Origin of the sequence: Streptomyces luteireticuli, assembly GCF_041519305.1 — a bacterium.
In the GTDB taxonomy this organism is placed as follows: Bacteria; Actinomycetota; Actinomycetes; order Streptomycetales; family Streptomycetaceae; genus Streptomyces; species Streptomyces luteireticuli.
In genome coordinates, this window is record NZ_CP167927.1 from 2,057,643 (window position 1) to 2,073,898 (window position 16,256).

Below are 16,256 nucleotides of genomic sequence, written 5' to 3' on the forward strand. Positions count from 1 at the left end.
TTACGGGTCGTTGTCCGCGGCCGAGCGCTCGTCGAAGATCCGCATGGCCTTGGCGGTGACCGGGCCCGGGGCGCCCGGCAGGGTGCGGCCGTCGACGGAGCGGAGGGCCTGGACGTCGCGGAGGGTGGAGGTCAGGAAGACCTCCTCGGCCCGGTCGAGGGCGTCCAGGGGCAGCTCGGTCTCGTGGGCGCCGGTCCACTCGGCGACGAGGGCGCGGGTGATGCCGGCGAGGCAGCCGGAGGCGAGGGGCGGGGTGTGCAGCTCGCCGTCGAGGACGACGAAGACGTTGGAGCCGGTGCCCTCGCAGAGCGCGCCCGTCGTGTTGGCGAACAGGGCCTCGGTGGCGCCCTGTTCGCGGGCGCGGGCCAGGGCGACGACGTTCTCGGCGTACGAGGTGGTCTTGAGTCCGGCGAGGGCGCCGCGCTCGTTGCGGGTCCAGGGGACGGTGACGGCGGCCGTGGTGTCGGGCCGGCGCGAGGACTCGGCCAGGGCGACGACGAGGGTGGGGCGGCCGTCGCCGCGCGCGGAGCCGAGCGGGGCGATCCCTCCGGTGTAGGTGATCCGCAGCAGGGCGAGCGGTGCGGGCCCGGCAGCGAGGACGGCGGCGCAGGCGCGGCGGACCTCGTCGCGGTCCGGCTCGGGCAGTCCCAGGCCGCGGGCGGAGCCGGCGAGGCGGTCGAGGTGGCGGGTGAGGGCGAAGGGGCGGCCGTCCACCGCCTTGAGGGTCTCGAAGACGCCGTCGCCGACCGTGAGTCCGTGGTCGAACGCCGAGACGCGGGCGTCCGGGCCGGCGCGCAGGGATCCGTCGATCCAGATCGTCATCGTTGCCTCCCTGGGGACGAGCCGCTTTCCGACCGGGTTCCCGACGCTATCGCCAGGAGGCGGGCGGCCTTGAGTTCGGTCTCGGCCCACTCGTCCTCGGCGTCGGAGCCCCAGGTGATGCCGGCGCCGGTGCCGAACTTCAGGGCGGGGCCGCCGGGCTCGTCCCGGTCGATCCAGAACGTGCGGATGCCGACGGCGAGTTCGCCGGTGCCGCGGTCGGCGTCGACCCAGCCGATGCCGCCGCAGTAGGGCCCGCGCGGTGCCCGTTCCAGTTCGTCGATGATCCGCAGGGCGCTGCCCTTGGGGGCGCCGGTGACGGAGCCGGGCGGGAAGGTGGCGGCGAGCAGCTCGGGCCAGCCGGCGTCGGGGGCGAGTTCGCCGCGGACGGTGGAGACGAGGTGGACGAGGCCGGGGTGCTCCTCGGTGACGCAGAGGCCGGGGACGGTCACGGAGCCGGTGTCGCAGACGCGCCCCAGGTCGTTGCGGACCAGGTCCACGATCATCACGTTCTCGGCGTGGTCCTTCTCCGTGAGGTCGGCGGTGGTGCGGCCGGTGCCCTTGATGGGGCCGGACTCCACGGTGCGGCCGTTGCGGTGCAGGAAGAGCTCCGGGGAGGCGGTGGCCACCTCGATGCCATGGGCGGGCAGCCGGACGGTGCCGGCGTAGGGAGCCGGGTTGCCCTCGGCGAGGCGGGCGGTGAGGGCGTCGACGTCCGCGGCGTCCGGGTCGGGCAGCCGGGCGCTCAGCACGCGGCAGAGGTTGACCTGGTAGACCGTGCCGTCCGCGATGTGCTCGCGCACGCGGGCGACGCCCGCGAGGTAGGCGGCGCGGTCCAGGGAGGTCGTCCAGTCCTCGGGGGCGGGGCCGTGCCAGCGTGCGGGGGCCGGGGCGGGGGCGGGCCGTACGTCGCCGAAGCGGGCGCACCGGACGCCTCCCCCGAAGTCCGCGACCACCGCCCACCAGCCTCGGGAGTCCAGTGCCGCCGGGTCGCTCGTGACGTCGCGCAGATCAGTGGCGAGGAGGCCGCCGAAGCGGGCCATCGGGGGGAGGTGATGCACGTCAACGAGTCTATGGCGAGGTCGCCGCGGGGGCGCGGGGCCGAGTCGGAGCGGGGATCACGGCAGCACGCTGCGGAAACGGAATTTGAGCTGGCGCCGGAATCCGCTAGAGTTCAACACGTCGCCGGGACGCGGAAGCGAAACGGCGGGGCAGCTTCCGGATCAAGGTCCGGGGGATGCATGCGGACATAGCTCAGTTGGTAGAGCACCACCTTGCCAAGGTGGATGTCGCGAGTTCGAGTCTCGTTGTCCGCTCGAGTGGGGGATCTTCCCGAACCCCCGCACTCCTGGTGGAGTGGCCGAGAGGCGAGGCAACGGCCTGCAAAGCCGTCTACACGGGTTCAAATCCCGTCTCCACCTCCAAGGACGATTAGCTCAGCGGGAGAGCGCTTCCCTGACACGGAAGAGGTCACTGGTTCAATCCCAGTATCGTCCACTCGGGATCCACATGGATCTTGCCCGCGCGATTAGCTCAGCGGGAGAGCGCTTCCCTGACACGGAAGAGGTCACTGGTTCAATCCCAGTATCGCGCACGAGGTGTTCGCACCTTCCCGGACGATTAGCTCAGCGGGAGAGCGCTTCCCTGACACGGAAGAGGTCACTGGTTCAATCCCAGTATCGTCCACTCGGGATCCACATGGATCTTGCCCGCGCGATTAGCTCAGCGGGAGAGCGCTTCCCTGACACGGAAGAGGTCACTGGTTCAATCCCAGTATCGCGCACACAGTCGGCCGAGGGGCCGGGGCTTCGGCTCCGGCCCCTCGGCCGTTTTCCTGCCGCCTTCCTGCCGCTCTCCGACCGCCGTCGGGGCGCATACGTACGGCGGGCCGGGCACCTCCCCAGGTGCCCGGCCCGCCATGCCGTCCGCCGCACCCCCGTCCCCACGGGGCTGTTGACCGGCTCGTCCCCGACCCGGGCCGCTCTCCCGGGTCCGGGGCGCTCAGCGCCCCAGCATTCCGGCCACGGACGACGCTTGTGCGACGGCGGTGTCCCAACCGCCGAAGACGACGGCCAGCACGGCCGCCACGGGCAGCACCATGGCCAGGGCGACCAAAGGGTGCCGGGTACCGGAGGAGAGGTCGCCGAAGACGTCGGCGGTGGGGTGGCTCCGCTCCCGGACCGCCCGTCGTCCCGACTGCTCCATCGCCCTCTCCCTCCCGTCCCTGTCCGCCCGGCCGGTGCCGCGATGCCGACGGCGGCGGGCGTCCTGCCTCGGGGGACGAGTGATGCGCCCGCCGCTCGTCCTCCACGGTAGGCGGCGGGGCCGCTCGGGGGCGTCATGCCCGCGTACCCCTTGCACCGCCTTCCCGAGGAGGACGCCGGAGGGGGTGGGTACTCCCCTGGGTGGAGAAGGGCGCACCGGATCCCGGGGTCTTCCCCGAGGGGTCGCTCCGGGGTGACTTCGATCACTTCCGCCGCGCGACCGTGCGCCGTCCCCGTGCGCCCCCGGCGAGGTCCGCCGGACGCTGCGTCAGGTGTCCGGAGCCGGCGCCCGGGGTTCAAGATCGCCCCGGGAAGGCGGTCCGTCGCGCGGTCAATCCCCCTGTGGAACGGGCCTCTTGACGGTGCGGAGGAAACGGGGGCCTGGGCCGCCGCCCGGCCGGGACGGGCCGGCGCGGACCGTGTCCGGCGCCCGCAATCGTCCCGCCGACGCATGCGCGGCCTCGCAGCGCGGCCGCCCGTCTATCCGTAAGCTGTGGCTCGTCAGCAGGACCGGCAGCGGGGATGAAGATGACGATGATGCGGCTCCGGCGCGAGGACCCGCGTGTCGTCGGCTCGTTCCGGCTCCACCGCCGGCTGGGCGCGGGCGGCATGGGCGTGGTGTACCTGGGTTCGGACAAGCGCGGCCAGCGGGTGGCGCTGAAGGTGATCCGGCCGGATCTCGCCGAGGACGAGGAGTTCCGCTCGCGGTTCGCCCGCGAGGTGTCGGCGGCCCGGCGGATCCGCGGCGGCTGCACGGCCCGGCTGGTGGCCGCGGACCTGGACGCGGAGCGGCCGTGGTTCGCGACGCAGTATGTGCCGGGGCCCTCGCTGCACGACAAGGTGACCGAGGAGGGTCCCCTGTCGGCGGCTCAGACCGCCTCCATCGGGGCGGCGTTGGCCGAGGGGCTGCTGGCCGTGCACGACGCGGGGGTGGTCCACCGCGACCTGAAGCCCTCGAACATCCTGCTCTCCCCCAAGGGCCCCCGGATCATCGACTTCGGTATCGCCTGGGCGACCGGGGCGAGCACCCTGACGCACGTCGGGACGGCCGTCGGTTCCCCGGGGTTCCTCGCGCCGGAGCAGGTGCGGGGCGCGGCCGTGACGCCGGCCACGGACGTCTTCGCGCTGGGCGCGACCCTCTCCTACGCCTCGACCGCGGACTCCCCCTTCGGGCAGGGCAGTTCGGAGGTCATGCTCTACCGGGTGGTGCACGAGGAACCGCAGCTGACGGGCGTTCCGGATGCGCTGGCCCCGCTGATCCTGGCATGCCTGGCCAAGGACCCGGAGGAGCGGCCGAGCACGCTCCAGCTGTCGCTGCGGCTCAAGGAGATCGCGGCGCGTGAGGCCCATGGGGCGCCCGAGGCCCGCCGGGTGCCCTCGCGCCGGGAGCCGGAGCGGCCGTCGGCCCGCCGGCCCGCGGAGTACGCCCAGCAGTCCACCGAGCCCCGTCCGTCCGCCGGGGTCGCCCCGACGGCCCGTCAGCCCGCGCCCCCGCGCCCCGCGGGGCCCAGGCGCCGCCCGGGGCAGCAGAAGCCCGTGCGGCCGGGCGCGGGCGTACGGCGCCCGGACCCGCGGCTGCTGCGTCAGCGGCTGATCGTCTTCGTCGTGGTGACGCTGCTGGTCGCGCTGGGCATCGCGGCGGCGCAGGGCTGTGACGGGCCCAAGAAGTCCGCCGGGCTGGAGCGGCGGGCGTGCGCGACCGCCGCGGCGGACCCTCAGTCCTGCGGACGTCCCGACGCCACCGCGTAGAACGCGACGGCGGCCGCCGCGCCGACGTTGAGCGAGTCCACTCCGTGGGCCATGGGGATGCGCACCCATTCGTCCGCCGCCCGCAGGGCCTTGGCGGACAGTCCGGTGCCCTCCGCGCCGAGCATCAGGGCGACCCGTTCCATGCGGTGCGGCGCGGCCTCGTCCAGGGGGACGGCCTTCTCGTCCGGGGTCAGGGCCAGCACCCGGAAGCCCGCCGTCCGGAGCGTCTCCAGGTCCTGCGGCCAGCTCTCCAGGCGGGCGTAGGGGACGGAGAAGACGGCGCCCATGGACACCTTGACCGACCTCCGGTAGAGGGGGTCGGCGCAGTCCGGGGAGAGCAGGACGGCGTCCATGCCCAGGGCCGCGGCGCTGCGGAAGATGGCGCCGATGTTGGTGTGGTCGTTCACGGCCTCCATGACGGCGACGCGGCGCGCGGTGCGCAGCAGGTCGGCGGTGTCCGGCAGCGGGGAGCGGTGCATGGAGGCGAGGGCTCCGCGGTGCACGTGATAGCCCGTCACCCGCTCGGCGAGCTCGGGGGTGACGACGTAGACGGGCGCGCCGGAGGCGTCGATGACGTCGCGCATGACGTCCGCCCACTTGGGGGTGAGGAGCATCGAGCGCATCGCGTAGCCGGCCTGGAGGGCGCGGCGGACGACCTTCTCGCGCCCTCGGCGATGAACAGCCCCTCGGCGGGCTCGCGGCGGCGGCGCAGCTCGACGTCGGTCAGGCCGGTGTAGTCGGCCAGCCGCGGGTCGTCGGGGTCGTCGATGGCAATCGTTTCGGCCATGGGGTGAACTGCCTTGCTCGTGTGGGGTGTGGGGTCAGCGGCCGACGGCCACGACATCGCCTATGACGATGACGGCGGGCGGGCGTATGCCCTCTTCCTTTATCCGCTCCCCCACCGTGGCCAGCGTCGCGTCCACCCGGCGCTGGGCGGCGGTGGTGCCCTCCTGGATGACCGCGACGGGGGTTTCGGCGTCCCGCCCGTGGCGGACGAGGGTCTCGGCGATGGCGCCGATCTTCTCCACCGACATCAGCAGCACGAGGGTGCCGCGGAGCTTGGCGACGGCCGCCCAGTCGACCAGGGAGCGCGGGTCGTCGGGGGCGACGTGACCGCTGAGGACGGTGAACTCGTGGGCCACGCCGCGGTGGGTGACGGGGATTCCGGCCGCGCCCGGGACGCTGATGGAGCTGGAGATGCCGGGAACGACCGTGACGGGGATGCCGTGCTCGGCGAGCGCCTCGGCCTCCTCCTTGCCGCGGCCGAAGACGAACGGGTCGCCGCCCTTGAGGCGGACGACGGCCTTGCCGGCCTTGGCGTGCTCGATCAGCGCGGCGTTGATGGCCTCCTGGGCCATGAAGCGGCCGTACGGGATCTTCGCCGCGTCGATGACCTCGACGTGCGGCGGGAGTTCGTCGAGCAGGTCGCGCGGGCCGAGCCGGTCGGCGATGACGACGTCGGCCGCGGCGAGCAGCCGGCGGCCGCGGACCGTGATCAGGTCGGGGTCGCCGGGGCCGCCGCCGACGAGGGCGACACTGCCGGGGCGCACGGCGGGTTCGCGGTGGTGCGGGGCGGCGATCGTGCCGTCGCGCAGGCCCTCGACGACGGCGTCGCGCACGGCGGCGGAGCGGCGCGGGTCCTGGCCGGTGAGCACGGCGACGGTCACGCCCTCGCTGCGGCCGGTGGCCGGGGTCCACGCGGTGGCGGCCTCGGCGTCGTCGCTGCGGACCGCCCAGACGCGGCGGGCCTCGGCCTCGGCGGAGGCGGTGCGGTTGGCCTCGGGGTCGTCGGTGGAGATCAGGGCGTACCAGGCGCCGTCCAGGTCGCCCTCGCGGTAGCGGCGGCGCTCCCAGCGCAGTTCGCCGGCCTCGGCCATGGCCTCGACGGAGGGGGTGGCTGAGGGCGAGACGAGGAGGACGTCGGCGCCGGCCGCGATCAGCGACGGGAGGCGGCGCTGGGCGACCTGGCCGCCACCGAGGACGACGACGCGGCGGCCGGCGAGCCGCAATCCGACGGGGTAGGCGGCGAGGGCGGGTTGCTCGGCCATGGGGTGCGGCTCTCCTTGCTGGTCAGGGGGTTGGTCATACCCTACGCGGCGGGGGGTGCGGGTGGTTGGGGGGATTGTGCCCCTGACCCGCCCTTTCGCCGTTTCCGCAGGGGCTGCGCCCCTTCGCAACCCGCTTGCGCGCTGCCGCGCGCGGGGGCCCGCGCTCCGCGCGGTGGGGCCGGGCCCGCGCTCCGCGCGGGTGCGGGGCTTCGCCCCTGCGCCCCACCGGGGGCTGCGCCCCCTGGCCCCCGCTCGGGTTGCGCCTGCCGGGCCCCTGCTCGGTTGCGCCCGCTGAGCCCTGACCGGAGCTGCGCCCCTGGGCCCCGCTTGGGGGCTTCGCCCCTGGCCCCCGAAGCGCCCTTCGGGCTCCCCCAGAGGGGGCACCCCCAGTCCTCAAACGCCGGACGGGCTGAATTTCGCGCCCGGGCGCGGAAACCAGCCGCCCGGCGTTTGAGGACGAACGCGACCTGCGGCGTGCCGCAGACCCGCGGAGCGGCTACCCCTTCTCCGCCACGCCCGCGCTGTCGAACGTCGCCACCTCGTGCATCGCCCGTGCCGCGCTCTGCACCACCGGCAGGGCGAGCAGGGCGCCCGTGCCCTCGCCCAGGCGCAGGTCGAGGTCCACCAGCGGGCGGAGGCCCAGCTTGGTGAGGGCCGCGACGTGGCCGGGCTCGGCGCTGCGGTGGCCGGCGATGCAGGCCGCCAGGGCCTCGGGGGCGATGGCGCGGGCCACCAGGGCGGCGGCCCCGGCGCTCACGCCGTCGAGGATCACCGGGGTGCGCAGCGAGGCGCCGCCCAGGATCAGGCCGACCAGCGCGGCGTGTTCGAGACCGCCGACGGCGGCGAGCACGCCGATCGGGTCCTCGGGGTCGGGGCGGTGCAGCTCCAGCGCCCGGCGGACCACGTCCACCTTGCGGGCGTGCATCTCGTCGTTGATGCCGGTGCCGCGCCCGGTGACCTCGGCCGGGTCCGCGCCGGTGTAGACGGAGACGAGGGCGGCCGACACCGTGGTGTTGGCGATGCCCATCTCGCCCGTCAGCAGCGCCTTGTTGCCGGCGGTGATCAGGTCGCGGGCGGTCTCGATGCCCACCTCGACGGCGCGCAGCGCCTCCTCGCGGGTCATCGCCGGGCCGATGGTGAAGTCGGCCGTTCCCGGGCGGACCTTGCGCGGCAGCAGACCGGGACGGCTCGGCAGGTCGCCGGCCACACCCACGTCCACCACGCAGACCTCGGCGCCGACCTGGTTGGCGAAGGCGTTGCAGACCGCCCCGCCGCCCAGGAAGTTGGCGACCATCTGCGAGGTGACCTCCTGGGGCCACGCGGTGACGCCCTGGGCGTGCACGCCGTGGTCGCCCGCGAAGATCGCGACGGCGGCGGGCTCCGGGATCGGCGGCGGGCACTTGCGCGACAGGCCGCACAGCTGGGCGGAGATGATCTCCAGCATGCCGAGCGCGCCCGACGGCTTGGTCATCCGCTTCTGCCGCTCCCACGCCTCGCCGAGCGCCTTGGCGTCCAGCGGGCGGATGCCGCGCAGCGTCTCGGCGAGCAGGTCGTGCGGGTCCTCGCCGGGCAGCGCGCGGCGGCCGTACGTCTCCTCGTGCACCACCCAGGACAGCGGACGGCGCTTGGACCAGCCTGCCTGCATCAGCTCGGGCTCGTCCGGGAACTCGTCCACGTACCCGACGCACAGGTAGGCGACGACCTCCAGGTGCTCGGGGAGGCCGAGTTCGCGCACCATCTCGCGTTCGTCGAAGAAGCTGACCCAGCCGACGCCGAGGCCCTCGGCGCGGGCCGCGAGCCAGAGGTTCTCGACGGCGAGGGCCGACGAGTACGGGGCCATCTGCGGCTGGGTGTGCCGGCCCAGGGTGTGCCGGCCGCCACGAGTGGGGTCGGCGGTGACGACGATGTTGACGGGCGTGTCGAGGATGGCCTCGATCTTCATCTCCCTGAACTGCTTCGCCCGCGCCTTCGGCAGCGAGTCGGCGTACGCGACGCGCTGCCGCTCGGCCAGCTCGTGCATCGTCCGCCGGGTCTCGGCGGAGCGGATGACGACGAAGTCCCAGGGCTGGGAGTGCCCGACGCTCGGCGCCGTGTGCGCGGCCTCCAGGACGCGCAGCAGGACGTCGTGCGGGATGGGGTCGGGGCGGAAGCCGTTGCGGATGTCGCGGCGCTCGCGCATGACCCGGTGCACGGCCTCCCGCTCGGCGGCCGCGTAGCCGTCGGCGGGCGGGCCCAACGGGAGGGCGGGCTCGGCCTGTTCCACGGCGGCGGGCCCGTCCTGGTCGGCCTGATCGGCCTGATCGGCCTGGTCGGCCTCCGCGGCCGGGGGCTCGTCCTCGACGAGGGCGAGGAGCGGGGCCGCCTCGGCGGCGGGCCCCTCGGGCTCCTCGGGGGCCTCGGCGGTTGCCTGCGCCGGCTCCTCGGCGACGGGCTGCTGCGGGGCGGGCTCAGCGGCCTCGGCCGCTTCGGCCTGCGGCTCCGCCTCGGCGGGGGCGGCTGCCGGGGCCTGGGGCTCCGGCTCGACGACGGCGGGCACCGGGGCGGCGGGCACCTGCGGCGCGTCCGCCACGGGGGCCTGCTGCGGGGCGGGTTCGGCGGCGGGGGCCGGGGCCGGTTCGGCCACGGCGACGGGCTGCGGCTGAACGGGGGCCTCGGGTACGGCCGTCGGCGCCTCGGTGACCTGGGGCTGCGGCGGCGCGGGCTCGGAGACCTGGACCGCCTCCTGGACGGCCTCCGGTGCGGCGGCGGGCACCGCGGCGGTGACGGGGGCCTCGGCGGGCGCCGGAGCCTCGGCCGGGGCCGGAACCGGGGCCGCCTCGGCGGAAACCGGTGCGGCCGTCTCCGCCGGGGCCTCGGCGGGCGCAACGGCGGCGGCGACCGGGGCCGCGGGTTCCGCGGCCACGGACGGCTCGACGGGCGCGGACGGCTCGACGGGCGCGGACGGCTGCTCCTCCACCGCCGCGGGAGCGGCCGCAGGCGCGGGCTCCGGCTGTGCCACCGGTGCATGAGCCACCGGCTCGGCGGCGGCAACGGCCTCCGCGGCCACGGCGGCCTCGGCCACGACCACCTCGGCCACGACCGGGGCAGCGGGCTCGCCGACCATGGCGGCAGCCGGCTCGGCAGCAACCGGGACAGCCGGCTCGGCGACCACGGGAGCAGCGGGAGCAACAGGCTCGGGCGCAGCCGGAGTCATGGGCTCCGCGGCCACCGGGGCAGCGGGAGCAACCGGCTCCGGAGCGACGGCAGCCTGTTCGGCGGGCGCCGGTGCCGGGGTCTCCTCGGGCGCGGGCGTACGCGCCGGCGGCACCGTCTCCGGCTGCGGCCCGGCCTCCGGCTGGACGAGGTCCACGGGGGCGAGCTGCGCGGGCACGGACGGCACCGGCTCGGCGGCGGGGGCGACGTCCGACGGTGCGTCGGACGGGACCTCGGCCGGGCCTTCGGACGGGGCCGCCGCGACCGGCGGCGCGCCGGTGCTCTGCGGCGGGACGAAGGCCACGACGGGCTCGGCCACGGGCCCGTCCGCCGGTGCCGCGGGCGTCTCCGGCTGGGCGTCCCATATGCCCGGCTGCGCCACCGGCCCGTCGGGGCGCGGCACTTCCTCGGCGCGCGGCGCGTCGAGGTACTCGGGTCCGGGGGCGGCCGTCGGCGGCTGCGGGACCGGCGAGCCCACCGGCTGCTGGGGCGCGGCCGGGCCGCGGTCGGCCAGCGAGCGCACGAGGCCGTTGGAGGACGGGTCGGGCGGGCCCATGTGCAGGGGCCGGCGGGGCGCGGCGGGCGCCGCCGGCGGGGTGCGGACCTCCTCGAAGACGGCCGCGCCGGTGTCCCGGCCGCCCGTCTCGTGGGTGCCGCCCTGTGCGGAGGGCTGCTCCATCCAGGCGCCCTGGGCGCCCGGCATCAGCAGCAGGTCGTCCTCGTCGGTGCCGTCCCCGTCGGCGAGGAACGCGTAGGTGGAGGGTCCCGTCATCGGCGCCTGAGGTGCCTGAGGCGCCGGCGGGACGGTGGGGACTGTCGGGACTCCGGTGTCGGCAGGAGCCGCGGCGTCCGCGGTGAGCGGGTGCCCGGGTGTCGCGCCTGCGTTCTCCGGCTGTCCCTCTCCCGGGAACCGGCCGGTGTCGGTCATGCGTACCCCTCGCCCATCGGTAGTGCTCCTTCCAACCGCTCACGCCCATAGCAAGAACGAGCGTCCATGTCTCGCGGCACGTTGGCGTACCGTCCCGGTGCCACCCTGCCGTGCGCGCCGCCAAAAAGGTGGCGCGTCCGGGACATTGGTGCCTGTGGTGTTAGACACCGGGCCGCCGCACAACGATCCGCCAGCCTACCGCCCGCCCGGCCGGTCGGGATCACGGGTGCGGGATCAGAGGTGCGGACGACGGCCGCTCAACAGGAAGGTAACGGCCCGTTCGCGCTCCGCCCAGGCCTCGGTGTCGAGTTCCACGGCCTGGAGCAGGGTGCAGTCGACCGCGTATCCGCGCTCGGCGAGGACCCGGCCGACGGCCTCGGCCTCGTCGCGGGTCGCGGCGTGGGTGACGATCGCCTCGGGGCGGCGGTCGGCGCAGGCGGCGACGACGGGCGCGCCACCGCCGCCGACGCGGACGACATCGGGCTCGGGGAGGTCCTCCAGGACGACCGGGGCGGTGCCGTGGACGACCTGGAGCTGGACGCCGTAGTGACGGGCGACGGCGGTCGCGCGTCCGCAGGCGTCCGCGTCGCGGTCGACGGCGATGACGGCCGCGCCGAACCGCGCGGCCTCGACGGCGGCGGCGCCGTTGCCGGAGCCGATGTCCCAGACGAGGTCGCCGACGCGGGGCCCGAGCCGGGCGAGTTGGGCGGCGCGCAGCTCGGCGCCCTCGCCCTCGCCGGGGGCGCTCCCATAGGCGTCGGCGGGCAGCGCCCAGCCGCGCGGGCCGGGGAGCCGGCCGGGGTCGCGGCCGGCGATCCAGCCGCCCGTGGCGCGCCCGCCGGGTGCGCCGGCCGGGTCCTCCGTGCCCTGGCCGCCGATGACGATGACGACGTTGGGGTCGCGCCAGGCGTGGTCGGCGACCTTGTCGGAGGTGAGCACGGTGACCCGTTCGCGGGCGGTGCCGAGCTGTTCGCAGATGACGAAGGTGCGGTGCACGGGGCCGAGCAGCAGCGCCAGTTCGGCGGGGCCGGCGCCGGGCGAGGTGAGGACGCAGACCTTGGGGTGGGCGCGGCAGACGTTGACGGCGCGGCGCAGGTCGCGGCTGTGGGCGACGACGACCTGGGCGTCGTCCCAGGGCATGCCGGCGCGGGCGAAGGCGGTGGCGACGGAGGAGACGGCGGGCACCACCTCGACCTCCAGGCCGTGTTCGGGGGCGCGCAGGGTGCGGACGACGCCGAAGAAGCCGGGGTCCCCGTCGGCGAGGACGACGGCGGTGCCGCGGTGCCGGGCGATGCGCCGGGCGGCGAGGTCGACGCTGCCGAGGCGGACGCGCTCGGCGGCGGGCGGGATCTCGGGCAGCGCCAGGTGGTGCGCGGCTCCGGCGACGAGGGTGGCGGCGCCCACGGCGGAGCGGGCCGCGTCCGTCAGCGGTGAGCCGTCCCATCCGATCACCGTGACCCGGTCGGCCATCGTCGTCTGTCTCCTGGGCTCGTCTGGGTCTTCGGGGCCCGCCGGTCGGCGGGCATGGTGAGAGTACCCCGGCAGGTCCGGACCACCGTCCGGCCGCGGGGCGCACGGGCGCGCGCGGGGTCGTCCGCGCCGGCTGTCGTCAGCGCCAGCTGTGGAACGCGGCGGCGTATCCGGTGCTGCCGGTCTGCGGGGCGCGTACCTCGTCGAGGTCCTCGGGGAGCAGGCTCCAGACGATGAGGTCGCTGCGGATGTCCGTCCAGCCGCCGTCCTCCGTGCGGCTGCGGGCTATCCAGGCGTTGCGCAGGACGCCCTCGCTGATGCTGCCGATCTTCTGGGCGACCTGCTGGGAGGCGGTGTTGTCGGCGGCGGTGCGCAGTTCCAGGCGTTCGAACTTCTGGTCGCGGAACAGCCAGCGGGCGACGGCCAGGACGGATTCGCAGGCGTAGCCCTCGCCGCGGGCCCAGGGGGCGGTGACGTAGGCGACCTCGGTGGACAGGGTGCGCCAGTCGGTGTGGTGGAGGCGCACGGTGCCGACGAGGCGGTGGGTGAGGAACTCGGTGACCGCAAAGACGATTCCGCGTCCCGAGAGGCGTTCCGCGGGGGCGGTGCGCAGGGCCCAGTCGCGGGCGTCGGCGGTGGTGAAGGGGTGGGGGGCGGACGTCCACGCGGTGATGAGCTCGTCGTTCATCATCTCCGTGAGCGCGGGGACGTCCGTCGCGTCGAACGGGCGCAGCACCAGCCGGTCCGTACTGATGGAGATGTCCGGAAAGGTGGAAGTCATGCGCTGCTCCAACGCCGGGGGCGGGGTGGGCTCGGTGCCGTCCGGGCGACCGGGCCGGTCTCGGGGCACCCAGCATGCCGTATGACCTTATGGGTGCGCCGAGCGCGGCGGCCCCGCGCACGCAGCGTGGCGTGTGCGGGGCCTGCGGCCGCCGAGACGGCTGAGGTTACAAGGTGTCAGCTCTTGACGGCACCAAAGGCGGGGATGACGGCGCCGTTGCTGAACTTCTCCTCGATGAACTTCTTGACCTCGTCGGAGTTGAGCAGCTTGGCGAGCTTGACGATGCGCGGGTCCTGCTCGTTGCCCTTCTTCACGGCGAGGAAGTTGGCGTAGGGGTTGCCGTCGGCCTTCTCCAGGGCGAGGGAGTCCTTGGAGGGGTTGAGCTTGGCGCCGATGGCGAAGTTGCCGTTGATGATCGCGGCGTCCACGTCGCCGAGGCGGGGCGGGATCTGGGACGCCTCCAGCTCGGTGAACTTGACGCCCTTGGCGTCCTTGATGTCCTTGAGGGTGGCGGAGGAGCCGACGCCGTCCTTGAGCTCGATGATCTTGTGGTCGGCCAGCAGCTTGAGGGCGCGGCCCTCGTTGGTGGCGTCGTTGGGCACGGCGATGGTGGAGCCGTCACCGAGCTCGGAGAGGTTCTTGACCTTCTTCGAGTAGAGGCCGAGCGGCTCGATCTCGACGTTGACGACCGGGACGATGTCGGTCTTGTTCTTCTTGTTGAAGTCGTCGAGGTACGGCTTGTGCTGGAAGAAGTTGCCGTCGATCTCACCGCTCTGGACGGCGGTGTTGGGCACGTTGTAGTCGTTGTACTCCTTCACCTCCAGCTTCAGGCCGTTCTTCTCCGCGAGGTGGTCGCGGACGAAGTTGAGGATGTCGCCGTGCGGGGTGGGGCTGGCCGCGATGACGAGCTTGGCGGTGGGGTCGGCGTCCTTGCCCTTCTTGGTGGAGGACGCGGAGGTGTCGGAGGGGGCGCTGCAGGCGCTCAGGCCGAGGGTGAGCGCGGCGGCGGCCGCGAGGGCGGCGGAGAGCTTGACGGTGGTACGCACGAAGAGTGCCTTTCTTGTTCTCACGAGGTGTTGCCACCCGGCAAAGGGTCCGGGCTCGTGGTGTTTCCTCGGGGCCGGCGAAGGGCCCCGGCGGTTCAGGGGGTTTCGACGGCCGCCTTCGGCTCGTCGGCGCTCCGCTGCGCGGGCACGGCGGCCTGCTTCGCGGGGCGCAGGCGCCGCAGTCCGGCCGGTGCGGCCTGGCGGCCGGTGCGGCGGGCGAGGCGGCGTACGGTCAGGTCGCCGGCGAGCTGGACGATCGCGACGAGGACGACGAGCAGCACGATGGTGATGTTCATCAGCCCGTGCTCCTGGCGCTGGTAGCCGTAGTTGATGGCGACCTGGCCGAGCCCGCCGCCGCCGACGGCACCGGCCATCGCGGAGTAGCCGATGAGGGCGATGACGGTGGTGGTGAGGCCGGCGACCAGGGAGGCCAGGGCCTGCGGGAGCAGGACCTTGAAGATCACGGTCCAGGTGCCGCCGCCCATCGACTGCACGGCCTCGATCAGCCCGTGGTCGACCTCGCGCAGCGAGGTCTCCACCAGCCGGGCGAAGAACGGGATGGCGCCGATGGTCAGGGCCACCACGGCGGCGCTGGGGCCGATGGAGGTGCCGATCACCATCCGGCTGAAGGGGATCAGCCAGACGATCAGGATGATGAAGGGCACGGACCGGGCGATGTTGACGACGACGCCGACGACCTTGTTGACCACGACGTTCTGCAGCAGGGCGCCGCGGTCGGTGAGGTAGAGCAGGACGCCCAGCGGCAGGCCGCCGATGACGGTCCACACGGCCGACCACCACACCATGAAGAGGGTGTCGAGACAGGCGTCGCGCAGCAGTGGCTGCATCTCGTTCCAGGTCACTTGGCACCTTCCTTGAGGAGGGCGTCGGCGGTGGCCGCCTCGCCGGTGTGCACGGGCGCCACCTCGACCTGGAGGCCCTGCTCGCGCAGGAAGCCGATCGGGACGACGTTCTCCTCGAAGCGGCCGGGCAGCTCGATGCGCATCCGGCCGACCTGCTTGCCGCCGACGGTGTCCATGGCGGCGCCCAGGATCGAGATGTCGATGTTGTACGTGCGGGACAGCTGGGAGATGACCGGCTGGGTGGCCGCGTCGCCGTGGAAGGTGACGTCCACGACGGTGCGGTCGGGACCGGAGGGCTCGCCGCCCACGGGGAAGAGCTCGGCCGCCAGCTCGGAGCCGGGCTGCGCGAGGAGCTCGGCGACGGTGCCGTGCTCCACCACGCGGCCGCCCTTCATCAGCGCCGCGGAGTCGCAGATGGTCTTGACGACCTCCATCTGGTGCGTGATGAGGAGGACGGTCAGGCCGAGCTGCTGGTTGAGGTCGCGCAGCAGCTGGAGGATCGAGCGGGTGGTCTCCGGGTCGAGCGCGGACGTCGACTCGTCGGAGAGCAGCACCTTGGGGTCGCCGGCCAGGGCGCGGGCGATGCCGACGCGCTGCTTCTGGCCGCCGGAGAGCTGGCCCGGGTAGGCCTTGGCCTTGTCGGCGAGGCCGACGAGGTCGAGGAGCGCCAGGGCCTTGCGGGAGCGCTCCTTGCCGGAGAGGCCGAGGATCTCCAGCGGCAGCTCGACGTTGGACTGGACGGTCCGCGAGGACAGCAGGTTGAAGTGCTGGAAGATCATGCCGATGCTGCTGCGTGCCCGGCGGAGCTCGGCTCCGGCGCGTTGGCCCCGGCCGGCGAGCGCCGTGAGGTCCTGACCGGCGACGGTGACCGTGCCGGAGGTGGGACGCTCCAGGAGGTTGACGCAGCGGATGAGGGTCGATTTGCCGGCGCCGCTCTGTCCGACGACGCCGTACACCTCGCCTTCGCGCACGTGCAGATCGACGCCGTCGAGGGCGGTGACCTCGCGGCCGCGTGAGCGGTAGACCTTTGTCAGGCCCTTGGTGGTGATCACAGGGGATTCCGTCACTGTCGAGTGCGCGGCAGTGGGGTGCCGAC

Annotated in this window: 11 protein-coding genes, 6 tRNA genes and 1 pseudogene; 7 read left to right on the top strand and 11 right to left on the bottom strand. The window is 74.3% G+C overall.

Annotation, left to right across the window (positions count from 1 at the left end; all coding sequences use genetic code 11):
* Positions 1-822, bottom strand: a complete 822-nt coding sequence (locus AB8735_RS08415; RefSeq protein ID WP_372406429.1) for an aminotransferase class IV — start codon at positions 820-822, stop codon at positions 1-3.
* Positions 819-1,880 (bottom strand): chorismate-binding protein, encoded by a 1,062-nt coding sequence (locus AB8735_RS08420; protein WP_344029485.1) that lies wholly within the window; start codon positions 1,878-1,880, stop codon positions 819-821. Before AB8735_RS08420 ends, AB8735_RS08415 begins: the two co-directional genes overlap by 4 nt.
* A gap of 182 nt (positions 1,881-2,062) precedes the next feature.
* Between AB8735_RS08420 and AB8735_RS08425 the strand changes: the two genes are divergently transcribed.
* The 6 genes from AB8735_RS08425 (at position 2,063) to AB8735_RS08450 (ending at position 2,602) form a co-directional block, all read left to right on the top strand.
* A tRNA-Gly gene (locus tag AB8735_RS08425) sits at positions 2,063-2,135 on the top strand.
* 34 nt (positions 2,136-2,169) lie between these two features.
* Positions 2,170-2,243 (top strand) — tRNA-Cys (locus tag AB8735_RS08430).
* A gap of 1 nt (position 2,244) precedes the next feature.
* Positions 2,245-2,316: transfer RNA gene (locus tag AB8735_RS08435), tRNA-Val, on the top strand.
* A 25-nt stretch (positions 2,317-2,341) separates the two neighbouring features.
* Positions 2,342-2,413: transfer RNA gene (locus AB8735_RS08440), tRNA-Val, on the top strand.
* A 20-nt stretch (positions 2,414-2,433) separates the two neighbouring features.
* A tRNA-Val gene (locus AB8735_RS08445) sits at positions 2,434-2,505 on the top strand.
* Between the two features lie 25 nt (positions 2,506-2,530).
* Positions 2,531-2,602 (top strand) — tRNA-Val (locus AB8735_RS08450).
* Between the two features lie 218 nt (positions 2,603-2,820).
* Here the strand turns inward: AB8735_RS08450 and AB8735_RS08455 are convergent.
* Positions 2,821-3,024, bottom strand: coding sequence for a hypothetical protein (locus AB8735_RS08455; protein WP_344029482.1), 204 nt, complete (start codon positions 3,022-3,024; stop codon positions 2,821-2,823).
* Positions 3,025-3,611: 587 nt separating this feature from the next.
* Here AB8735_RS08455 and AB8735_RS08460 point away from each other — a divergent pair.
* Complete coding sequence (locus AB8735_RS08460) at positions 3,612-4,832, top strand: serine/threonine-protein kinase (RefSeq protein WP_372411796.1); 1,221 nt, start codon at positions 3,612-3,614, stop codon at positions 4,830-4,832.
* Here AB8735_RS08460 and AB8735_RS08465 read toward each other — a convergent pair.
* The 8 genes and pseudogenes from AB8735_RS08465 to AB8735_RS08500 form a co-directional block, all read right to left on the bottom strand.
* Positions 4,799-5,619, bottom strand: a pseudogene (locus tag AB8735_RS08465) (TrmH family RNA methyltransferase). The gene AB8735_RS08460 and the pseudogene AB8735_RS08465 overlap by 34 nt on opposite strands.
* 34 nt (positions 5,620-5,653) lie before the next feature.
* A complete protein-coding gene (cobA, locus tag AB8735_RS08470; protein WP_372406430.1) occupies positions 5,654-6,880 on the bottom strand; it encodes a uroporphyrinogen-III C-methyltransferase in 1,227 nt (408 codons plus the stop codon).
* 496 nt (positions 6,881-7,376) lie between these two features.
* Positions 7,377-11,000 (bottom strand): nicotinate-nucleotide--dimethylbenzimidazole phosphoribosyltransferase, encoded by a 3,624-nt coding sequence (gene cobT / locus AB8735_RS08475; protein WP_372406431.1) that lies wholly within the window; start codon positions 10,998-11,000, stop codon positions 7,377-7,379.
* Between the two features lie 234 nt (positions 11,001-11,234).
* Positions 11,235-12,470 carry a precorrin-6y C5,15-methyltransferase (decarboxylating) subunit CbiE gene (cbiE, locus tag AB8735_RS08480; protein ID WP_372406433.1) on the bottom strand — a complete coding sequence of 412 codons (1,236 nt, stop codon included), beginning with the start codon at positions 12,468-12,470 and terminating at the stop codon, positions 11,235-11,237.
* Between the two features lie 139 nt (positions 12,471-12,609).
* Positions 12,610-13,251, bottom strand: a complete 642-nt coding sequence (locus AB8735_RS08485) for a GNAT family N-acetyltransferase (protein ID WP_344029467.1) — start codon at positions 13,249-13,251, stop codon at positions 12,610-12,612.
* A gap of 176 nt (positions 13,252-13,427) precedes the next feature.
* Complete coding sequence (locus AB8735_RS08490; protein ID WP_372406435.1) at positions 13,428-14,297, bottom strand: MetQ/NlpA family ABC transporter substrate-binding protein; 870 nt, start codon at positions 14,295-14,297, stop codon at positions 13,428-13,430.
* A 95-nt stretch (positions 14,298-14,392) separates the two neighbouring features.
* Entirely contained in the window at positions 14,393-15,160 is a 768-nt protein-coding gene (locus tag AB8735_RS08495; RefSeq protein ID WP_344029462.1) for a methionine ABC transporter permease, read from the bottom strand.
* Positions 15,157-16,212, bottom strand: a complete 1,056-nt coding sequence (locus AB8735_RS08500; protein ID WP_372406436.1) for a methionine ABC transporter ATP-binding protein — start codon at positions 16,210-16,212, stop codon at positions 15,157-15,159. The genes AB8735_RS08495 and AB8735_RS08500 overlap by 4 nt, the downstream gene beginning before the upstream one ends.
* Positions 16,213-16,256: the final 44 nt, after the last annotated feature.

Coding starts and splice junctions, on each gene's coding strand:
- cbiE (WP_372406433.1), bottom strand. CDS start 12,470: ATGGCCGACCGGGTCACGGTGATCGGATGGGACGGCTCACCGCTGACG.
- cobA (WP_372406430.1), bottom strand. CDS start 6,880: ATGGCCGAGCAACCCGCCCTCGCCGCCTACCCCGTCGGATTGCGGCTC.
- AB8735_RS08415 (WP_372406429.1), bottom strand. CDS start 822: ATGACGATCTGGATCGACGGATCCCTGCGCGCCGGCCCGGACGCCCGC.
- AB8735_RS08485 (WP_344029467.1), bottom strand. CDS start 13,251: ATGACTTCCACCTTTCCGGACATCTCCATCAGTACGGACCGGCTGGTG.
- cobT (WP_372406431.1), bottom strand. CDS start 11,000: ATGACCGACACCGGCCGGTTCCCGGGAGAGGGACAGCCGGAGAACGCA.
- AB8735_RS08460 (WP_372411796.1), top strand. CDS start 3,612: ATGACGATGATGCGGCTCCGGCGCGAGGACCCGCGTGTCGTCGGCTCG.
- AB8735_RS08455 (WP_344029482.1), bottom strand. CDS start 3,024: ATGGAGCAGTCGGGACGACGGGCGGTCCGGGAGCGGAGCCACCCCACC.